Here is a 20948-nt window from a genome sequence, read left to right as displayed (position 1 = left end):
TTTCCGATCAATCGAACTCGAACCTGTAGAGGAGGTCCAAGGCCTGACTCACGCCCGAGACCGCTTCGAGGTAGAGCCTCGGCATCAAGCGGTAGCGAAGCGTCAGCGTCGCCAACGAATCGAAGATCCCGATCCCGTACTTCAACTGCAGCCCCGGGAGGATGTAGCCGCTCACGACGACCTGCGCGCTGTCGCCCACGCCCGTCGTGTCGACGCCCAGGTCCTCGATCCCGACGACGTCGCCGATCTTGCCGAGGACCTGCCCACCCGTGGCGGCGCCCAAGCCCACCAACATGCTCGTCATGGCGGAGTTGTCTTCGCCGGAACCCCCTTCCAGGCCCTGACCGCGCAAGAGATACGAGAGCATCTCCTGCTGGGGCTTCGTCGGGTCGGAGAAGAGCTCGACCTTCGGGGACGCCGCCGTGCCGGTCACGCGCACGCCGACCGTCACGCCGTCCTCGGTCACGTCCGGGTTGCGGATGGCTTCGATGCGGAAGTTCGGGTTCGTCGGATCGCCCCCGAAGACGATCGAGCCGTCGCGCACGATCAGGTCCTGACCGTAGGCGTGGAAGCGCCCGCCCGGGACCTTGATCTGGCCGTTCAACCCCAGGCCGCGCTCGTCCTGAAGGACGAAGAGTTCGCCGGTGAGGCGCGCCTGAAGCCCGAAGGCGTCCATGCGGACGTCGTCGCCGATCCCGACCGCGATGCGGCTCTTCAGGGGGAACGGCGCCGAGGCTTCCTTGACGGGCTTGAGGTTTTCGTCCAGCACCACCTCGTCCTTCGAGACGTCGACCGTGGAGGCGGGAAGCTCTTCGACCGTGACGCGCGCACGCGGCACGTCGACGCGGCCCAAGAGGATCACGGCGTTCTTGTCGGCGCTCGCGCGCACGTCGGGGAGAAGATCGAGGTCGATCATGGGCGGGAGCGTGATGCGGAGCTTCCCCTTCCCGCCTTTACCGTCCTTCGCGTCCTCCGCCATCGCGGCGTGCACCGACGCGGTCCAGTCTTCGGCCGTCGGCCACGAGGCCCGGCCGTCGAGGATGAGGTCGCCTTCGGCCGTACTGATGCGGCCCGTGAGCGTCGAGCGGTCCCCTTCGAAGCGGAGCGCGATTTCGCTCGGATTCATTTCAAAGGGCACGAACCCGGCGTCGAGTTCGACGCCCTTCAGGGTGAGGTCGCCCCAGATGCGCGGGGCTTCCAACGTCCCGCCCGCGGTGAGGTCCGCCGCGAAAACGCCTTCGGCGCGCTCGCCCTTCGAGAGAAGCGGCTTCAGGAGCACCGGGGTCATGTCGGAGACGACCACCCGGCCCTTCATGCGGCGCTCGCCCGCGGGGTCTTCGATCGTGAGGTTCCCCTCGACGCCGCCCGTCCCTTCGGGCTTCACGGTCCAGCCAAGCACCGCGTGCTCGGGGCGCACGGTGCCGGTGAGTCGAAGCGCTTCCAGCGTCACCGGGAGGCGCACGCCGTCGACGCGGGTCGAGTACGCGAGCCCGTCCGCGTCGAACGCCCAGTCGGCGTTCGGAATGACGTTCTTGTCGATGTCCCAATCCGCCTTGAATTCGCCCTTGACGTGCCCAGAGAGGCGCTCGCGGCGCTTCAAGTAGGGCTGCAGGACCTCGAGGTTCAGTTCCTCCAGGCGGACTTTGAGGACGCCCTTCGTCCCCAACCGCACGGTCTCGGGGAACGTCACCAACGCGTGCGCGTGCGTCCAGGCGGAGGGATCCCAGGCGAGTTCGGTCTTCGCGGGATCAAAGCGCATGGCGGAGGGTTCGCGCAGCGTCCAGTCGCCCGCGGGGGTCGTGATGACGCCCTTCTCGAACATCCCCTTCCACGCGAAGGTGTTGCGGTCCAACGCCCCCGACCAGGCCATGTCGAGCGAGACCGGGCGCCCCTTCACCGTGAGGGTGATCGTGTGGGCGGATTCGCGCCCGGAGGTCGCGAGCACGATCGAGTCGTACGCGACCAAGGGTGCCGTCTCGTCGTCCGCGGCGTCGGCACCGTCCTCCGCCGCATCCGCCTCGGCACGCAGCTTCTCGGCGTCGGCCTCGGCCTTCCGGAGCGCTGCGTCGGCTTCGCCGACCTTGGCGGCGTCGGTGTTGGCGTTCGTGTCCGCAGCAGCGTCGGCCGCAGGGGCGGCCGCCGCTTCCGACTCGACCTGAAGGTTAGAGAGCGCGATGCGGATCGTCCCCTCCATTTCGGCGGCGGAGAACGCGCGCTCGAACTGGGTCACGGCGTCGAGCTTTTCGAAGGCTTCCACTGCGCGGCGCAGGGCCTCCTGGTCCTTCAGGTTGATCGAGGCCTTCGTGCGCGGATGCACGTCGCCCTTCACCTGAATGTTCCCGATCGAGACGTTCCCGTAGCGGATGCCTTCGGCGCGGATGTCCGCGTCGACTTCGGGGCGGAGCGTCGGCCCGCGGAGCGCGAGATGGCCGGAGGCCTTCCCGGCCAGGCCGGGGAGCGTGTTCTCCAGACCCGGGACGTTCAGCTTCGCCTCGAGGTCGACCGCCTGAAGGCCGCGGAGCACCCCGTTCACGGAGACGACGTTGCGCCCGAGACGGAGCTCCACGCCCGAGAGCGCGGCCCAGCCGCGGCTCGACATCGCGACGTCGCCCGCCACCTTGACGGGCGCGCCCTGGAGTTCGCTCTCGACGTTGAGCCCCTCGACGCCCACGCGCCAGTGCCCGTTCGAACGCAGGCGCACCTTGAAGTCGAACCCGGCCGCAAAGGCCGAGGGCACCTGCGGGACGTAGGGCTTGAGGTCGATCTTGTCCGTCTCAAAGCGCCCCGTGGCGTCCAGCTGCTGACCCCAGGCGGCGTCCAAGTTGAGCTTGATGCGGCCTTCAGGGAGCACGGCGTCGAAGCGTTCGATCTTCGCGCCCGCGAGCGACCCGGAGAAGGCGCCTTCGATCCCGGCCGCGACGGGGGTCGCAAGCGTGCCGGGGAGCGACGCGCGCACGGACGCGGTGAGCGCTCCCTTCCAGTCGTCGGCGCGGCCTTCGAAGCGGATGCGGAGGTTCTCCAACGCCGCGCCGCCGTCCTCCTGGGCGGAGGTCTGCGGGGCATCCGAAGATTCGGAAGACTTTTCCGTGGGCGTGTTTTCCGTGGGGGTGGACAGGGCGGCCTGAGCGGGTTCAGCGGGCTCAGTGGATTCGGCGGATTCGGAGGCTTCCGCCGCGGCGGCGGCCTTGGACTCCGCCTGAGCGGTCTGATCAGACTGGGCGGTCGGCGCCGTCTGGGCAGGGATCCGGAGCGCCGCGCGCGGGAGTTCCGCGTCGATGAGGAAGGGGAGCCCCGGCTCGCCCGGCACGGCTTCGAGAAGCACGTGCGCGTCCGCCCCGCCCGTCATGGCGAGGTTCAATGCCAAGCGCCCGGCGAGGCTCCCTTCCAAGGTCGCTTCGAGCCCCACGGGCTCGGTGCCGACGCCGCCCGAGAGCTTCGAGGCGTCGCCCAGGGCGAGCGCCGTCTGCTCTTCGCGGGTCATGGCGCGCAGCGACAGGTCTTCCATCCGCACGCCCACGCGCGCAAAGGCCGCTTCGCGGAGGTCGGCCTTGAAGTCGACCTTCCCCTTCCAGTCGTCGTGAAGGGTCCAGCCGCCCGAGAGCGTCACGGCGCCCTCGGGGGTTTCAAGCTTGAGGCTTCCGATCGAGACTTCCGGATCGGTCGTGACGCGGAGGTCTTCGATCGCGGCGGCCTGGAGGTTCACCAAGGTCGCGGGTTCGGCTTCAGCCGAATCACCCGATGCACCTTCCACCCGCTGGCGGACGACGACTTGGGCGACGTCGATGCTCTCCGCCTTCACGCCGAGCGGAATCGTCACCTCAGGGAGGCTCGCCAAAAGGGGCTTCTCGAAGACCGCGCGGAGCGCGGGCATGTCGACCAAGGGCGGGAGCGTCGCGGGGTCCACCCGCGCGCCCGCCTCGTCTTCGCCGGGACGGCGCCACTTGAGGGTCTTGGGGGCCTCCGGAACCGGGGCCGCCTCGACCGGGGCAGCGGGCGGCAGCAGCAAGGCGAGCTCGGCCAGGGTGGTCGGCAGCACCGTGAGGTCGTTCCCGCGGAAGTCCGCACCCGTCGTGAAACTCCCCAACCGCACGTCGGTCCCGTCGACCGACGCGCGGATGTTGGTGAGCGTGAGCGCGTTCAGGGTCGCCGCCCAGCCTTCGGGCATCGCGACGGCGGTGGCGGAGGCATCGTCCGCCGCGGGTTCCGAGGCGGGGAGCTTGGCGGTGTCCACCGCGACGTCCGCGTCGGCAACCTCCACGGCCTCGATGATGAGTCGGTTGTTCCAGAGGGCCCCGAGGTCGACGGCGAGCCTCGCGCGGCCCACCTTCACCGTGACGCCCTCCATCTCGTAGGCGGCGTCGATGAGGGTGAAGTCCCCGAGGTTCCCTTCGACGCGCTCCAACGCCGCGCCCGGGACGTAGCCCACGCCGAAGCGCGCGAGCGTCGTGAGGCCGGAGCTCGTGCCCAAGCCCCAGGCGACGAAGGCGATCAGGAGGACCGTCAGAAGAAGGAGCGTCAGGACGATCCAGCGGATGACACGCAGCATGGTTCTTCGCTCCTTGATCAGAATTCAGGCCCGAGGCCGATGTAGAACGCCACGCCCTTGTGATCGGGGTCGCCGACGGGCATCGCGAGGTCGAGCTTGACGGGACCGACCGGCGACTCCCAACGGATGCCGACGCCCGCGCCCTTCTTGAGTTCCTGATCCTTGAAGTCGTTCACGGCTTCGCCCGCATCGAAGAAAACGGCTCCCCACCACTTCCCGGTGACGTTGTATTGGTACTCGATCGAACCGGTGAGCAGACGCGCCGCACCGGTGAGGTCACCGTTCTCGTCTTCGGGCGAAATCGACTTGTAGTCGTAGCCGCGCACGCTTCGGTCGCCCCCGGCGAAGAAGCGCAGATCCGGCGGCACGCGGTCGAAGTCGTTCGTTTCGATCCAGCCGAAGCTTCCGCGAAGGACGAACCTGTTCTTCCGTCCGTACGTGCGGATCAAAGCCCCCGACGCGTTGAAGGCGACGAAATCGACGTCCGACCCCCAGGCGGTGTTGGAGACGTCCAAGGTGTAGCGCTGGCTGTCGCCCCAACGGGGCATGAGCCCGCCCTTCGTGCGCGAGCGCGAGAGCGTGATGCCCGGGTAGAGGAGCATCGTCTTGTGCATCTCTTCGCCCTGCTTGAAGTCGTCGTACGACCACTTCAAGCCGATCGAGCGCTGCCAACCGGATTCGAGCTCCCAGTAGCGCGCGCCCATGAACGTCACCGACTTCGAGTCCGTGTCGTTCAGGTTCGTCGCCTTGAGGCCGGACTGGATCTGCCAGTATTCCGTCAAGGGGTTCTCGACCTTCGGGATCTTGTAGACCCCGTCCAGAATCTGCTCGTAGGCGGAGAGGTTGAGGGTGCCCTTCAAGCTGTGGCCCTTTTCGTTCACCCAGGGGCGCGTCCACGTGGTCTGGAGCCTCGGCCCCACGTCCGTCGCGAAGCCCACGCCGACTTCGACGCTGTTCTTCGTGGCGAGCGAGACGACGCCCGTCATCGGGAGGACGTTTTCCTCACCCGATTCGCGAAGCTTCTGCGCCGCCTCCCAGTCGGGCGCCACCATGACGGACGAGAACCAGCCGGTTTCAGCGAGACGCCGGTTCATCTCCGCGACGCTCTCCGCGTCGTAGTGTTCGCCCGTCTGGAAGGGAAGAAGGTTCCGGAGGTACGCCTCTTCGATCTGCGACCCCTGGAACTGCACTTCGCCGTAGCGGTAGCGGATCCCCGTGTCGTAGTCGATGTTCCAAAAGCCCACGTTGAGGTCGGGGGCGACCGCCAACTGGCTCTTCTTGAATTCGGCGTCGAAGTAGCCGCGCTGCAGCGCCACCGCCTGGAGCTGCTGCTTGAAGGTGTCGTACTGACCGTGGTCGACGCGCGCGCCCGGCTTCGCGGCACGGCGCAGAAGCCTCTGGAAGGTGCGGTCCTCGCCGCCTTCCCCCGTCACGTTGACGTTCACCTCCTGGAGGCGCATGGGTTCGCCCGGCGTCACTTCCGCCAAAAGCACGTTCCCGCGTTTTTTGCCGTTCTCGCCCTGCTCCCACGTGAGCTTGATCGTCGCGTGGTAGTACCCGAGCGCCCGCAGGCCCTCGCGGATCGCCTGGCGCACGCGCGTGCGGTAGCGGCCGCGCACCGTGATGTCCTTCGGAACCGACATGAGGTGCGCGTTGACGTTCTCCAACACCGCGCCCTGAAGGCCCTTCACCTGAACGCTGAAGGGGCTCAGGTTGGCGGCAGCGGGGGCTGCGGTGACGGAGGAGGTTTCAGGTCGGGCGGCCTTGTCGGGTTGAGCGGTCTTGTCGGTTTTCTCGGCGCCTTCCTCGTCCGCGCCGTCGTCGGCGTGATCGGCCTGATCCGCCTGATCGGCCTTCTGTTCGCCCACCGTCATCGCTTCGGCTTCGCCCCTGCGGAGCGCTTCCTCGCCCGCCAGGTGGTCGGCCTCGATCGGGTCGACCGGGGCGTCGGCTCCGCCTTCAGCCGCATCAGCCGGATCAGCCGCGTCGACTGAGGGCTGCGGGTCGGCATCGGCCGCGAGGCTGACCGCGGGGGCCGTGCCGGCCGCGAGAGCCGCCAGGCTCACGGCGAAGAGGAGTTGTCGAAGGCGGGGAGATGTCATGGCGGGCGGTTGGACGGTGGATCTGTGAAATCCCCTGCATTGTAGAGGAGTACCGTGAGAAGCACAGAAAACGCCGGTTTCCGGACTGCTTCGGGAGGTTGCCCGCGTCAAGAACTTGTGACCGGAGCTGAAGGATCTCCGGCGGCCCCGGGCTGACCCGGCGGGAGAGTCAAAACGTCCTCCCCCAAACGCGCCGAAGGCCCGCCCGCTGCCGGGAGAGCCTTCGGCTTTTCACGCTGCGGCGCTTCTTTTCAGAGCGCCGCCCTCAGACCCCATCAGAGGTCGATTCGCAGCGTCGCCTCGAACGTGTGGTTCTGGCGGCCGGCGTCGCCCGCCGAGAACCCGTAGCTCATGCCGAGGTTGAGGTTCTGGAATGTGGACATGTAGCCGACCCGCAGATCGCCGATCACGTCGCCCGAGACGTCGTACTTCACCTTGTCGGAGACGCCCGAACCCACGCCCGTCACCGTCGTGGTGGCGTCGGTGTCGCCGAAGCGGCCGCGCACCGTGAGGTCGACGTAGGGCTGGACGTTCCAGCGCTGGTACTCGAACGACGTCGCCGCGGTGACGCCCACGGGCACTTCAAAGATCCAGGCCTTGTCTTCGCTGTACTTGAAGGCTTCGTAGGTGTTCTGGTACGTGACCGTGAAGTCGTCCATGTCGACCATCGAGACGCGGGCGCCGGCGTGCGGCACGAGCTTGAAGTTCCCGTAGGTCTTCGTGAGATCGGCGCGCATGCCGAAGGAGACGGCCGTCGCGGCGAGCTCATCCGAAGAGAGCGAACCCAGCGACGTCGACATCGTGGCGTCGGCGTCCGACTTCATGTACGTGAACGCACCCATCACGCGCAGATCGCCGATGTGGCGGGCCGCCCAGATGTGGAAGCTCGTCGCGGAGACGTCGCTCGTCATCGCAAGGGCGTTCCCTTCGCCGTCGGCGTCGCCCGACTGGTACGAGGCCGCGATACCCCAGATGTCGCCGTTCGGGACCGTCCAGTCGTAGCCGCCCATGATGCCGTACGTGTCGAGCGAGTAGCCCGTGGTGAGGTTGCCCGCGCGGAGATCGTCGGTCTTCAAGCGCGCGCCGATCGGCTGCACCCACCAGCCGCGCATTTCGTGCGGGATGGTGTAGGCGTGGTGCTCGATCTGGTCCTGGACGTAGCCCGAGAAGTCGACCGTCATCGCCTTCAAGGCCGAGACGGCGGCGAACTGCGTCATCGAGTTGATTTCGCGGACGGCCTCGGAAACGGAGTAGTCGGCGATGGTGTCGCTGTCGTCCTTCTTCTGGTGAACGTTCATCAGGAGACGGTTGATGAGGTAGCGGTCCGCGGTCTCGTTCGTGCGGTTGCCGGCGAGCACGTCGTCGACGAGGCCCTTCGCGGCGACGTCGGAGAGAAGCGAGAAGTCGGCCGTCGTGACCTTGCCGTCCTCGTTCGTGTCGCCGATGATGATCTGGCCCTTGTCGTTGACGTAGACCAAGTTGTCACCGGTGAGCCCCCAGGCAGCATCGATCGAGACGCCGGACGCGTCGAAGATTTCGCCCGTGGCTTCATCGCCGTCGAGGACGTTGCCGTTCTTGTCCACAATCGTGAAGCCCTGCGTGAGGTTGAAGGCGCCCACGCTGGTGTTTTCGCTGACCAACTTGATCTTCTTGCCGTCGACCGCATTCGGATCCACATTGAAGACCAACGTGGCACCATCGCCGGTACCCGCAAGGAGACCGTTCGAATTGAAGACGCGGGCGTTGAAGGCGATCGTCGTGCCGGCGTCGATGACGACCTTCGAACCGGTCTGCGCCGCATCATCCGCCTCGTCGTCATCCGCCAAGGTTTCGCCGGTCGGGGCCGAGGTCCCGAAGCCAACACGCGCGTTCTCGCCGAAGGTGACCGTGCTGCCGATGTAGAGGAGCTTGTCGTCCTTCGTCAGGGCCGCAACGCCTTCGCCGCCGTCTTCCTTGCCGAAGAAGCCGAGCAGTTCGTCACGGTCGATCGAGTTCGCGTTGAGAGCAAGGAGGCCACCGTTGAACGTGAACTCCCCGTCCATCTTCGACACGGAGTCGATGACGACTTCGTTGACTTGGCCCGAGGTCGTTTCACCGCCGATGGTGAGCGTACCGGTTTCCTGGGTGAACTTGCCGATGCGCAGACGGCTGTCCGTGATCTCGAGCGTCACGGCCGTGTGCTGAACGGCGTCGGTCGTGATCGAGGTCTTGGTCGCGCCGTCCTTGATCTCCCACTTATCGCCATTCTCCTTGTCACCCTCCTCAACCACAACTTCGTAGTCGTCGAGGTCGATGTCCGTCACCGTCTTGGCGATGGAGAGCGAGTCGATATCGAGGTCGGAACCCGTGATCTTGCTGTCGAGCTTGGTGAGCTTGTTTTCACCCTTCCCGTTCGCAGCGATGAAGCCCTTGAGCTCATTGACGACACTTTCATACTTAGAAGTCTTCCAACCGTCGTCGGTCACGTCCTCGTCGTCCTCGTCATCGGGCTTCAACGAGTCGGTGTCCACCTCGGCCGTCGCCGTGTACCAGTTTTCAGAGAGACTGATCGAGCTCACGGAAGCCGTGTAGACGGCGTCTTCCTTCGGCTTGACGGTAGCGTTGCTATCCACAGCGTCCGTCCCCGTTCGAAGTCCCGTAATCTCCAACTGAGAGGTACCGCCAACGGAAATCGAACCGATCGACGCGGTCTCCCACGCCCCGGTAGCCGTGCTGCTGTCGCCGGAATCGCCGTCGCCAGAGTCGCCATCCGACTCACTGGACTCCGGCTCTTTCCACGTGGCCTTGTAGCCAGTCACCTTGAGAGTCGCGACGTCACCAGCCTCGACCGCTTCAAAGAGATTGGTGTCAGAAGGAGCTTCGGACATTTCCGCTGCACCTTCATTGCCACTATCTTCCGTCTCGTTCTTTTGGAGCTCTTCCCAAGTAAAGTGCTGACGTTTGTCCGTGGCGTAGTTGATCGAATTGGAGATCGAGAGCGCCGCACCGGAGACGTCGATGTTGGCGGTCTTCAGAGCACCGGCGTCGACCTCGAACGTACCGGCAGAGTCGCCGCGAAGTTCCGAAACCGCGATCTTGTCGGTCACAGTAACCGAACCCGTCTTAATGTCCGGATCACTCCCGGTAGACTTCGCCTCAACGTAGTTGGAAAGGCTGAGGAGGTCGGAACCGCTCGAAAGATTATTGAGCGAGATCGTGCCGATCTTGAGTACCCCATCAGCTTCGACGGTAATGCTCTTCGCCTGCTCCTCAGACGGTTCCGCCTGACCAGTCTCTTCGTCTTCGAGCGCCGCCAGATTGAGAACGATCGAATCCCACTCGGAGTATCCCGCGAAGGAAGCGGAGGCTTCCGTTCCGTTAAGCGTCAGCTTGTCGCCGGTTTCGCGGGCACCCGTAGCGCTGGTGAACGTACCGTTGTTGAGCGTGACGTCATCGAAATCGACGAGCGTGTGGCGGACGGGTTCCGGTTCCTGAGTCGCTCCCGAGTCCCCATCGCCGTCACCATCGCCTGTTTCAGAGTCGCTTTCAGAATCCTCCGACTCACCCTTGACGAGGTAGCCGGTGTTTTCATTCTTGATCGTACCTCCGTTGACGATGATGTCGCCCATCTTCAAAACAGGGAGGTCATCCGGAGCCTCGTCGTAGACGACTTCCGTCTGGGAGCCTTTCTCCCCTTCCATCACCGCGCTCGACGCGATCTTGAACGTACCCGTGCCGACGGTGATCGACGCATAGTCGCCGCTGTTGTTAAAGGACCCCGGAGTGTAGGCCTCAACATCCTCCCCGTCACCCACTTGGGACGAGGTGGGGCTCTTGAACTCAACGTTGAAGGCCACGCCGTCAGCGAGAACGATCTTGCCGTTGTTCACGAAACCTGCGGTGCCGCTGACCGTGACCGCATGATCATCCACCATCGAGGGAGGAGCCTTGCCGTCTCGGTCTTGGCCGATGGTGATGGTCGCACCGCGCGCGTTGGAGAACGAGCCGCCAGAAACGTTCAGGTTGGCGCTGACGAGATAGAGATCCGAAGCGTTCGAGAATTCCCCGGACGTGATGTCGATCGAGGTGATGCCCTCATTGAACTGAACGGAGCCCGCGGCGTTGGTGATGCTGAGCGTGCCGCCCGAAATCTTGATCGTCTTCGGATCGGTTTCATCAGAACCGGCCTTGATGTTGATGTCGTCGCCGTCTTCCCAAGCCACGGCCCCGGGCTCTTCGTCGGCAGTCCATTTCCCCGTGAAGTCCCCAGGAATGGTGACGGTGCCTTCCGAAATTTCAGACTTGAGCTGGCCTTCGCCGGAGCCGATCGTCAATTCGTACGGGTCCTTCGGCGTGTCTTCGCCATCCTCGGCCCAAGCCGTCTGCACGCCCAGGCTGAGCGCAGCGCCGACCGCGAGAACCAGCGGCGTCTTCTTCGTGAAAATGTCGTTCGTCATCACTTAGTTTCGTTGGGGTTCTGAGCACGGGTCAGTTTGGCGGACGCCGCACTCACGAAGTGGTCCAGAAAACGGCGCCAAAAGCGCCGTCATAATCCGCGAAACTTTAACACAGAGAGCCCGATATTTCACGCGTTTTCAACGCTCTTTGCAATTGGAGATCCCCGTAAAAACGGGGCGTCCGTCGGCACTTTTCGACGGACGCCCCGGATGGTTTCCGACGCCTGCGCCGGGCGGTCTACGGCCGCCCCTCAGACGTCTCTCAAGACTTGGGTACGGGCTTCGCGCGCTTGGCGGTACCGACCGCCTTGGCGGCCTTGGGCTTGGCTTCGGCGGCGACCTTCGCCGCAGGCTTCGCGGCAGCCTTCGGCGTCGGCTTCGCTGCGGGAGCCTTGGGCACCGCGGCGGCCTCGGCCGGAGCCTTCGCAGGCGCCTTCGCCTTCACGGGCTTTTCGGCCTTTTCGACCTTCTCGGCTTTGGGAGCCTTCACTGCTTTCGGCGCTTTCGGTGCCTTGGGCGCTTCGGCGGGCTCGGCCTGAGCAGCCGGTTCGGCCGCCTTCGGGGCCGCAGGCTTCTTCGCCGGCATCTTCTCGGGCGCCGGAGCCTTCTCAGACGCTTCGGCCTTCGCCGGCTTTTCAGCCTTCCCGGCCTTCTCGTCCTTCTCAGCCTTCTTCGGCGCCTTCGCCTTGATGCTGATGTCGAGCTCGCCCTTTTCGAGCGCGTCCAGGATCGCCTCGGTCAGCGCCGGCGCCAGCTCGTCCGCTCCGGCCTCAAGGAGGTGCTGAAGTTCGAGCGCGGTCTTCCCCGCCAGTTTGAATTTGAGCTTGACGCGTGCCATGAGACCTCCTTCGTCCGGACGGCGTGAGTACTTCGGGGCGCGGTCGGCTCCGCCTGGCGGAGCCGTCGGTCGTGTGCGCACCTCCTTCTTCCATTGTAGGGCCGAAGAACCCCGAAATCAGCTGAGCGACGCCTCGAAACAGCCTCGAAAAAGCCCGCACCTTCCGAATCCTGCGGTTTCCTGCGCAGAGCGGTCATCCTCCGCCCCGTCGATCCCCTCCGCCCGACGCCCCGTCCCGAAACGGCCACCCGGTTTATCCGTACAAACCCTAAAAATCCGAGTCTCCACACCCCACAGTTAAGATTCCCCGCACAGGCGTTCAGACGCCGAAAACGCCCGGATGGTGGCCGCGGTCGGGTGAAAACGTCACCCGAAAGACACGGCATCCTCCTTAAGTAGTACCTCGACGGAAGCCTTTCGGAGGAGAGCGACAGTCGGTAGGATTGTCGAACGCCCGGCGCGTCCCGGTCCCGGAACCCACCCTTCCGGAGACCCTCCACATCGGACGGATCGGCCCGACCCGAGCTGCCGATCACTCGCCTTCCGTACGCGCCTGGCCCGCCATCCAACCCTTTCCCCCGTACGGAGGACATCCATGTACGATCCCAAGTCCCGCAAGGCTGAGGACTTCATCAACGACGACGAGATCAGGGCCACCCTCGAATGGGCCGAGGAACACAAGTCGGACCGCCCCCTGATCGAAAGTCTTCTGGAGAAGGCCGCGCAGTCGAAGGGCCTCACCCACCGCGAAGCGGCCGTCCTTCTGGCGTGCGACCTTCCGGACTGCAACGAGAGAATCTTCGAGGTCGCCAAGAAGGTGAAGGAGCACATCTACGGCTCGCGCGTCGTGCTCTTCGCGCCGCTTTACTTGTCGAACCACTGCATCAACACCTGCACGTACTGCCCCTACCACGCGAAGAACAAGTCGATCGTCCGCAAGAAGCTGACCCAGGACGAAATCCGCCGCGAGGTGATCGCGCTCCAGGACATGGGCCACAAGCGCCTGCTTCTCGAAGCGGGCGAACACCCGAAGTTGAACCCCATCGAGTACATCCTCGAATCGATCAAAACCATCTACTCGATCAAGCACAAGAACGGGGAGATCCGCCGCGTCAACGTCAACATCGCGGCGACGACGGTCGAAAACTACAAGAAGCTCCACGACGCGAAGATCGGCACGTACCAGCTCTTCCAGGAGACCTACAACAAGGCCGCGTACACGGAACTCCACCCGAAGGGCCCGAAGGCGGACTACGCCTACCACACCGAAGCGCACGACCGCGCGATGGAAGCCGGAATCGACGACGTGGGTCTGGGGGTCCTTTTCGGGCTCAACCTCTACCGCTACGACTTCGTGGGCCTTCTCATGCACGCCGAACACTTGGAAGCGGTCTTCGGCTGCGGCCCCCACACGATTTCCGTTCCCCGCATCTGCCCGGCGGACGACATCGATCCGACGACCTTCTCGAACGCCGTGCCGGACGACATCTTCCTCAAGGTCGTGGCGTTGATCCGCCTCGCCGTCCCCTACACCGGGATGATCATGTCGACCCGCGAATCCGAGCGCATCCGCACGGAAGCGCTCAAACTCGGCATCTCGCAGATCTCCGGGGGGTCCAAAACCACCGTCGGCGGCTACACCATCAAGGACATCCGCGAGGTCGAGAACACCGCGCAGTTCGAGACGAGCGACCGCCGCACGTTGGACGAAGTGCTCCGCTGGCTCCTTGAGAACAACTACCTGCCCAGCTTCTGCACGGCCTGCTACCGCGCCGGCCGCACGGGCGACCGCTTCATGGAGTTCGCGAAGAACGGCGCCATCGCCGACTACTGCCAGGCGAACGCGGTCCTCACGATCAAGGAGTACCTCTGCGACTACGCGACTCCGAAGACCCGCGAAGCGGGCGAGAAGGTGATCGAGCGCGAACTCCCGAAGATCAAGATCGAGAAGTTCCGCACCGCGAGCGTCAAGCGCTTGGAGCGCATCGAGGCGGGCGAGCGCGACTTCCGCTTCTGACCGTTCAACACCCGGCGGTTTCCTCGAAGGGAGAGCCGTCGGAACGCCTTGGAAGTCCCCGCCGGGTCCGCCCCGCGGGGGCTTCGCCATTTCCGGGCGCGCTCCGCGCGGCGACTGGATGGTTATCCCCTACGACCCTCGGCGGGGTCCTCTACGCCCTTGGAAGGAGACGTCGGCCCGAGTGCTAAGTCCCTGAAACCTCCCGCAACATCCGATACGTTTGGCGCGGTCTTCCCCTCAATTTCCTTTCAGACGTGAACCCCTTCCGTTGATACCATGAACTCATCCAAGGACGAATGAATTCGTTGCGGTCCACACCGCGAAGGAATTTTCCGAGGGTCTCCTGAAAAGGTTGAAAGAGAGTCGTTTGAGCCGGATCTTGCAAAAGTTCCGGCTCTTTTTTATCCGGCTGAAGCCGACTGGACCGATGCGCTCGGGCGGGCGCGTCGGGAAAGAGACGGTACCGCCGGGTACGGCGGGTGGCGGGAAGCCCGCCGCCGCGCCCGTCACCCTTCGAAGGTTTCGAGCGTCCGGAGCTTCGTCGTCTTCCCCGCGATCGCGCAGACGATCTCGAAGGCCTTCAGGAAGTGGCGCACGGGAAGGCACTCGTGCACGCCGTGGAAATTGAGGCCGCCCGTGAAGATGTTGGGGGTCGGCAAACCCATCTCCGACAGGCGGCTCCCGTCGGTGCCGCCGCGGATCGGCTCCTCGACGGGCTCGACGCCGCACTCACGGTAGGCGCTTCTCGCCATCTCGGCGACGCCCCCGGCCTTCGCCATGTAGTGCCCCATGTTGTGGTACTGGAAGTCGATCTCGACCTCGATCCGGTCGCCCCAGACGCCGCACATCGCCTCGACGATCTCCCGGACCTTCGCTTCGCGCGCCCGGAAGAGCGCCTCGTCGTGATCCCGGATGATGAGGGTGACTTCGGCCTCGGTCACGGATCCCTTCATCTCGACCGGGTGGAAGAACCCTTCGCGGCCCTCGGTCTTCTCGGGGACTTCGCCGGGAGGCAGACGGTTCATGAAGTCGGCCGCCATGCGCAAGGCGTTCACCATCCGGTTCTTCGCCGACCCCGGGTGCACGCTCAAGCCCCGGAACACCACCCGCGCCTGCGAGGCGTTGAAGGTTTCCGTCTCAAAGCCGCCCAAGGCCCCGCCGTCGATCGTGTAGGCGTAGTCGGCGCCGAAAGCCTTCAAGTCGAACCCTTCGGTCCCGCGCCCGATCTCCTCGTCGTAGGTCCAGGCGAGCGCGATGCGGGCGTGCGGGATCGCGCTGTCGACGAGCACGCGCGCGAGCTCGGTCAGGATCGCCGCACCGGCCTTGTCGTCCGCCCCCAGAAGGGTCGTCCCGTCGGTGACGACGAGCGGGCCGCCCGCGGCGGCCGCGACCTCGGGGAAGCGCGTGGGATCGAGCACCACGCCCGACTCCGCATTCAACGTGAGCGGACCGCCCTCATAGTCGACGATCTTCCATTTCACCGGACCGCCCGAGGCTTCCGGGCTCGTGTCGAGGTGCGCGATGAAGCCCGCCGTCGGGCGGTCTTCAAAGCCCGGCGTTGCGTCAACGACAACCCGAAGCCCCGAAGCGTCGAGCACGGGCGAGAGGCCCATCTCCGCGAGCTCCCCCGCGATCCGGCGCGCGAGCACGGTCTGCGCGGCGGTCGAGGGCCGCACGCCCGGCGCCGCGTGCATGTCGGAGGCGGTCTCGAACTGTGTGTAGGCGAGGAAGCGCCGCAGCACGGCGGGCAGCGCCTCAAAGGCCTCGGGCGTGAGGCCGCCCAGGTATCCGGTCGGGACGGGAACGGGCGGGAAGACGGTGGTTGCAGTGGTTTGGGCGGTGGATTCGGACATGATGAGCAGAATCTATGGAAGCGTTGGCGGAATGCGGAAATCCTACACCGCCGCCGGACGAAGGTCGCGACCGGTCCCGAAACTTCGGGGCTCGGAAGCGTATCGGACGTTTTCCAACGGCCCTCGTCCCGGTCGAAAGCGGTCCGGTCGGGGCAGCCGAAGCCCGCCTCAGGACGGCTCGGAATACGCTTTGCGGGCCAAAGCCGCGCCGGTTTTGTGCTAGCTTTTCGAAACCGGAGGATTCGGGACGGCCGTCCCGCCCGCCTCCCTCAGGACAAAGCCCAACACGGACTCCCAAGCCCCTGCGGACCTCCGCAGGACCGCTTCCGGACGCCCACTGGAATTTCCGACCCCATTTCGACAAATCGGAGGATTGCCCACATGTCTTTGAACGCCATCATGAAGCCCCGTGCCGTCGCCGTCGTGGGCGCGTCCACGCGCCCGCATACGATCGGCTCCGACCTGATGAAGCGGCTCTTGGAGTACGGCTTCACGGGTCCGGTCTATCCCGTCAACCCGAAGGGCGGCGTCATTGAAGGCCTTGAGGCGTACAGGAGCGTCGCGGACCTCCCCGAGGGCGTCGACCTCGCCATCATCGTGGTGAATTCGAAGTTCGTCCCCGAGACGGTCGACGCCTGCCACGCGAAGGGCATCAAGGGTCTCGTCGTCATCTCGGCGGGCTTCAAGGAAACGGGGCCGGAAGGCGCGGCCTTCGAAGCCGACCTCCTCGCGAAGGTCCGTCAGTACGGCATGCGCATGGTGGGCCCCAACTGCTTGGGCGTCGTCAACACGCACCCCGAGGTGCGCCTCGACGGGTGCTTTGCGGAGAGCCTCCCCGAGCGCGGCGACATCGGCTTCGTCTCGCAGTCGGGCGCTTTGGGCGGCGGCATCCTCAACATTCTCAAAGACCTCAACCTCGGCTTCGCGCAGTTCATCTCGATCGGCAACCAGGCCGACATCGACGCGCAGGCCGCGCTCGAATACTGGGAGCACGAAGAGGACGTCCGTCAGATCCTCCTCTACATGGAGTCGATCCGCGACCCGAAGGCCTTCCGCGAGCACGCCGCCCGCATCACGAAGAAGAAGCCCGTCCTCGCCTTGAAGGCCGGCCGCAGCGCCGCGGGCGCTTCGGCCGCGTCGTCGCACACGGGCTCGTTGGCGGGTGCCGACCGCGCCGCGGACGCGCTCCTGAAGCAGGCGGGCGTCATCCGTGAACTCGGTTTGAAGGACCTTTTCAACAGTGCGAAGGCCTTCTCCAACTGCCCGATCCCCAAGGGCGACCGCATCGCGATCGTCACGAATTCGGGCGGCCCCGGCATCATGGCGACCGACGCCGTGAGCGCGTACGGCATGCGCATGGCGGAGATCTCTGAATCGACGAAGGCCGAACTCCGGAGCTTCCTCCCCGCGGCCGCCTCGGTGAAGAACCCCGTCGACATGATCGCGTCGGCCCCGTTGGAGCACTACCAGCGCACGGTCGAGACGGTCCTGGCCGACCCCGGCGTCGACATGGTGATGGTGATCTATCTGCCCTTCCTGGGGTTGAAGGACACCGACGTCGCGAAGGCCCTGATGGACATCAAGGCGAAGCACCCCGAAAAGCCGATCATCGGCTGCTTCATGACGGAAAACCGCTTCTTCACGGAGCTCTCCGACATGAAGGTCACGGTGCCCTTCTACATGTACGCGGAAGAAGCCGTGGACGCGATGGAACGCTTGAACCGTCAGCGCCTCTGGATGGAACGCCCCGAAGGGGTCGTCCCTGCGTTTGAGGTGAAGAAGGACGCCGTGCGCGCGATGTTTGATCGCGTCAAATCGGAAGGCCGCACGGAACTCTCCACCCGCGAATCGATGGAGGTCTTGGACGCCTACGGCGTGCGCACCTGCCGCTCGACCTTCGCGAAGACGGCCGAGGAAGCGGCCGCGGCGGCCGACGCCATCGGCTACCCCGTCGTCATGAAGATGACGTCGACCACCGTTTCCCACAAGACCGACGTGGGCGGCGTGCGCGTGGGGCTCGCTTCGCACGACGCGGTGCTCGAAAACTTCCGGGACCTCGTGGCGAAGTTGGAAGCGAAGGGCTTGGCCGAGGGCTTCGAAGGCGTGATCATCCAGGAAATGGTCGTGGGCAAGCGCGAAACCGTCTGCGGCATCGCCACCGACCCGCAGTACGGGCCGATGATGATGTTCGGCCTCGGGGGCATCTTCGTCGAAGCGCTCGAAGACGTCGCCTTCCGCTTGGCGCCCTTGAACGACCAGGACGCGAAGGAATTGGTCCGAAGCGTCAAGGCCTTCAAGCTCCTTCAGGGCGCCCGCGGGACGACGCCCGCCCAGATCGACCGCGTCGAAGAGACGCTTCTGCGCCTCTCGCAGCTCGTGACCGACTTCCCCGAAGTGCAGGAATTGGACATCAACCCGCTCATGATCTCGGAGAAGAACGGCGAACCCATCGCCGTCGACGGGCGCATCCGCATCGCGTGACGACGCGCCGGGGTCCGGGAGCCGCTTTGGCTCCCGAGAGCCCCTGAGATCTTCAGGAAGGGCCGTGCCGCCGATGGGCGGGACGGCCCTTCTTTTCTTCCGGGCCTTGGGACCCGCCCGGTTTCGTCCGGACTCGCCCCTTCACCCCGGGAGAACCGGGAGAACCGGCGTTTTCAGCTGTCCGGGAGAGGCGTAGAATGGATCGGTTTTTCCGTCGATTCGTCGATGCCTCGATTCCCCGACTCCGATTCCAGTACGCCCATGACCAGCACCTCCGCCGCCGAGAACCTCCACCGACCTCAAGCGCCGCTCCCCCAACGCATCCTGGTGCTTCTGGTCGGGATGGCCTTCGCCGCCTTCGGGATCGCCGCGGTGACGAGCGCGGCGTTGGGCACCACGCCGATTTCGAGCGTCCCGGTGGTGTTGGCCGACATGACGGGACTCACCTTCGGGACGACCACGATCCTCATCAACTGCTGCTTCGTCATCGGCCAGATCGTGCTTCTGCAGCGCGTCTCGGCCGCGATCCTCATGCAGGTTCCCGCGGTGCTCCTCTTCGGGCTCTTCATCGACCTCGGGATGTCGGCGCTCGCGCCCGTCACCGACGTGATGCGCGTCTCGGCCTGTCCGTACGCCGCCTCCTGGGTGATGAGCCTCGCGGGGAACGTCCTGCTCGCCACCGGCATCACCATGCAGATCCGCTCCAACACGATCGTGCAGGCCGGGGAAGGCATCGTTCTCGCGGTCTGCTACAAGTTCAAGAAGACGTTCGGCTCGATGAAGGTCGCGAACGACCTCTCCTTGGTCGCGATCGCCGTCGTGATGGAGCTCGCCGCCTTCGGGACGGTGACGGAAGTGCGCGAAGGGACCTTCGTCTCGGCCGTCATGGTTGGAATGTTGGTGAAGGCCATTCAGAAGCGCTTGGACGCACGGAACGCCCGAAAGACCGAAGAGGCCTGACGCCGAAGAAACTGAAGCGCTTCACGCCCCGCTCAACACCTCGATTTCGCCCGCCAATTCGGGAAGCACGGAGGCCAGCGCCCCCGCGAGGTGCTCCCGCACGACCGCCTGCGCGGCCGCGGCCGTGAGTTCCAATTCGGGGAACCTGCTCCCCGCATCCGCGACGGCCCACATCGTTCTCGTCACCTGCATGTCGCCCGGCACCCGCGCGACCTTGAGCCGCGCCGCGAAGGCCTGCCCGCACCAGAGGTTGGTGGCCGGCACCAGGCTCCATCCGCCCAATTCCGCGACGAGCCCCACGAGCGCATAGCTCGACGACACCGCGATCCGCCGCTCGGGCGCGACGTCGAGGATTCTCAGGAGGCGCTCGGCCTCGTCGTGGTCGGAGCTCTCCGGCGTGTTCCCGATGAAGGGCCGCGTCGCGCCGTAGATCCGCAGGTCCGCGACGCTCTCGGGCAAAGCATGGCCCCTGGGGCCGACCAGCAAAAACCGCTCGCGGTAGAGCGCGCGCCGCGCCCAGCGCTCGTCGTCCAAGCGGCCGTCGGGGGAAATCAGCACGTCGATGCGCTCCGCGGCGAGGGCCTCACGGGGCACCGCAGTCAGGACAAGGTTCACCCCAACACCCACGTCAACAAGGCCCAGTCGACGAACGACACGATCCCGTCCGCCACGCACCTCGCGATCGCGCCGCGCCTTGACCGCATCACGGCGGATTTGGACCGCCTCGCCGAGAGTTTCGAGAAGAAGGCCGGGAGTTCGCCGAGGTCGTGAAGGTCGGCCGCACCTGCTGGCAGGATGCGCTGCCCCTCACCCTCGGGCAGGAATTCTCGGGCTTCGCCGCGGTGACGCGCCGCATGGCCGCGAAGCTTCGCGCCGCGCGCCCCGGGTGCTTCGAGCTCGTGATGGGCGGGAGCGCCGTCGGGACGGGGCTCGGAGCCGACCCGGGCTACATGGACGCCTTCTACGAAGCGCTTTCGGACGACCTCGGCGAACCCGTGCGCCCCTGGCGAACCTCTTCGACGGCTTCCAGAACATGGACTTCTGCGTGACGGTCTCGGGGCTCGTGAAGGAGGTCGCGACCACTTTGTCGAAGATCTCCAAGGACCTCCGCCTCATGTCGAGCGGTCCGTGCTCGGGCTTCTGCGAGCTCGGCCTCCCTGCGCTCTCGCCGGGGAGCTCGATCATGCCCGGGAAGATCAACCCGACCGTTCCCGAGATGGTGATTCAGATCGCGCACCAGGTGGTCGGGAACGACGTCGCCGTCACGATGGCCTACGACGAAGGGGAATTGGACCTCAACGTCTGGGACGCGACCTTCTACAAGTGCTTGTTTGAGAGCATGCAGTTGGTGGAACGCGAAATCCCGATCCTTCACGAGCACTGCGTCGACGGGATCACGGCGCGCCGCGAAGACTGCCGCCGCGAAGCCGAACGCTCGATCGCGCTCTCGACCGTCATCGCGGCAACGATGGGCTACCCCGAAGGCGTGAGGATCGCCCACAAGGCGGCCGCGGAAGGGAAGACCGTGAAGGAAGTCGTCTTGGAAGAAGGCCTCATGAGCGCGGAAGACGCCGAACTCATGCTCGACCCGCGCGTCATGACCGAACCCGAACGGATGGAACGCGCCATCGCGGACTTCCGGAAGAAGCATGCGTGAGGGGTGACGGCCCAAGAGGCTGAGAGCCTCAACCGTTGAATGAGGTGCGGCCCGCACC

General features: G+C 65.4%; 10 protein-coding genes and 1 pseudogene. 5 read left to right on the top strand and 6 right to left on the bottom strand.

Annotated features, from left to right (window positions below; genetic code table 11):
• Positions 1–7 precede the first annotated feature (7 nt).
• The 4 genes from HMPREF9440_RS10595 to HMPREF9440_RS05600 all read right to left on the bottom strand — a co-directional run bounded on the left by HMPREF9440_RS10595 (position 8) and on the right by HMPREF9440_RS05600 (position 11922).
• A complete protein-coding gene (locus HMPREF9440_RS10595; protein ID WP_008542319.1) occupies positions 8–4546 on the bottom strand; it encodes a translocation/assembly module TamB domain-containing protein in 4539 nt (1512 codons plus the stop codon).
• Positions 4547–4563: 17 nt separating this feature from the next.
• Positions 4564–6648 (bottom strand): autotransporter assembly complex protein TamA, encoded by a 2085-nt coding sequence (gene tamA, locus HMPREF9440_RS05610; RefSeq protein ID WP_008542318.1) that lies wholly within the window; start codon positions 6646–6648, stop codon positions 4564–4566.
• Between the two features lie 275 nt (positions 6649–6923).
• A complete protein-coding gene (locus HMPREF9440_RS05605; protein WP_008542317.1) occupies positions 6924–11084 on the bottom strand; it encodes an autotransporter outer membrane beta-barrel domain-containing protein in 4161 nt (1386 codons plus the stop codon).
• Positions 11085–11346: 262 nt separating this feature from the next.
• Positions 11347–11922, bottom strand: a complete 576-nt coding sequence (locus HMPREF9440_RS05600; protein WP_008542315.1) for a hypothetical protein — start codon at positions 11920–11922, stop codon at positions 11347–11349.
• Between the two features lie 595 nt (positions 11923–12517).
• On the opposite strand from HMPREF9440_RS05600, the gene hydG reads away from it, so the two are divergent.
• Complete coding sequence (gene hydG / locus HMPREF9440_RS05595) at positions 12518–13939, top strand: [FeFe] hydrogenase H-cluster radical SAM maturase HydG (RefSeq protein WP_008542314.1); 1422 nt, start codon at positions 12518–12520, stop codon at positions 13937–13939.
• A gap of 506 nt (positions 13940–14445) precedes the next feature.
• On the opposite strand, the gene pepT is transcribed toward hydG, so the two are convergent.
• Positions 14446–15792 (bottom strand): peptidase T, encoded by a 1347-nt coding sequence (pepT, locus tag HMPREF9440_RS05590; protein WP_008542312.1) that lies wholly within the window; start codon positions 15790–15792, stop codon positions 14446–14448.
• A gap of 381 nt (positions 15793–16173) precedes the next feature.
• Between pepT and HMPREF9440_RS05585 the strand changes: the two genes are divergently transcribed.
• Positions 16174–18273 (top strand): acetate--CoA ligase family protein, encoded by a 2100-nt coding sequence (locus HMPREF9440_RS05585; RefSeq protein ID WP_008542307.1) that lies wholly within the window; start codon positions 16174–16176, stop codon positions 18271–18273.
• A 261-nt stretch (positions 18274–18534) separates the two neighbouring features.
• Entirely contained in the window at positions 18535–19233 is a 699-nt protein-coding gene (locus HMPREF9440_RS05580) for a YczE/YyaS/YitT family protein (protein ID WP_008542304.1), read from the top strand.
• A gap of 21 nt (positions 19234–19254) precedes the next feature.
• Here HMPREF9440_RS05580 and HMPREF9440_RS05575 read toward each other — a convergent pair whose 3' ends face one another.
• Positions 19255–19848, bottom strand: a complete 594-nt coding sequence (locus HMPREF9440_RS05575; protein ID WP_245523577.1) for a substrate-binding domain-containing protein — start codon at positions 19846–19848, stop codon at positions 19255–19257.
• Positions 19849–19881: 33 nt separating this feature from the next.
• Between HMPREF9440_RS05575 and HMPREF9440_RS11945 the strand changes: the two are divergent.
• Both HMPREF9440_RS11945 and HMPREF9440_RS12350 read left to right on the top strand, forming a co-directional pair.
• Positions 19882–20282, top strand: a pseudogene (locus HMPREF9440_RS11945) (lyase family protein); the annotation flags it as partial.
• Positions 20267–20890 carry a lyase family protein gene (locus HMPREF9440_RS12350; protein WP_008542300.1) on the top strand — a complete coding sequence of 208 codons (624 nt, stop codon included), beginning with the start codon at positions 20267–20269 and terminating at the stop codon, positions 20888–20890. The pseudogene HMPREF9440_RS11945 and the gene HMPREF9440_RS12350, both read left to right, overlap by 16 nt.
• Positions 20891–20948 lie beyond the last annotated feature (58 nt).

Source organism: Sutterella parvirubra YIT 11816 (assembly GCF_000250875.1).
GTDB lineage: Bacteria > Pseudomonadota > Gammaproteobacteria > Burkholderiales > Burkholderiaceae_F > Sutterella > Sutterella parvirubra.
Note: the sequence above shows the minus strand (reverse complement) of the source record. Positions and strands in the feature narration are given on the sequence as shown.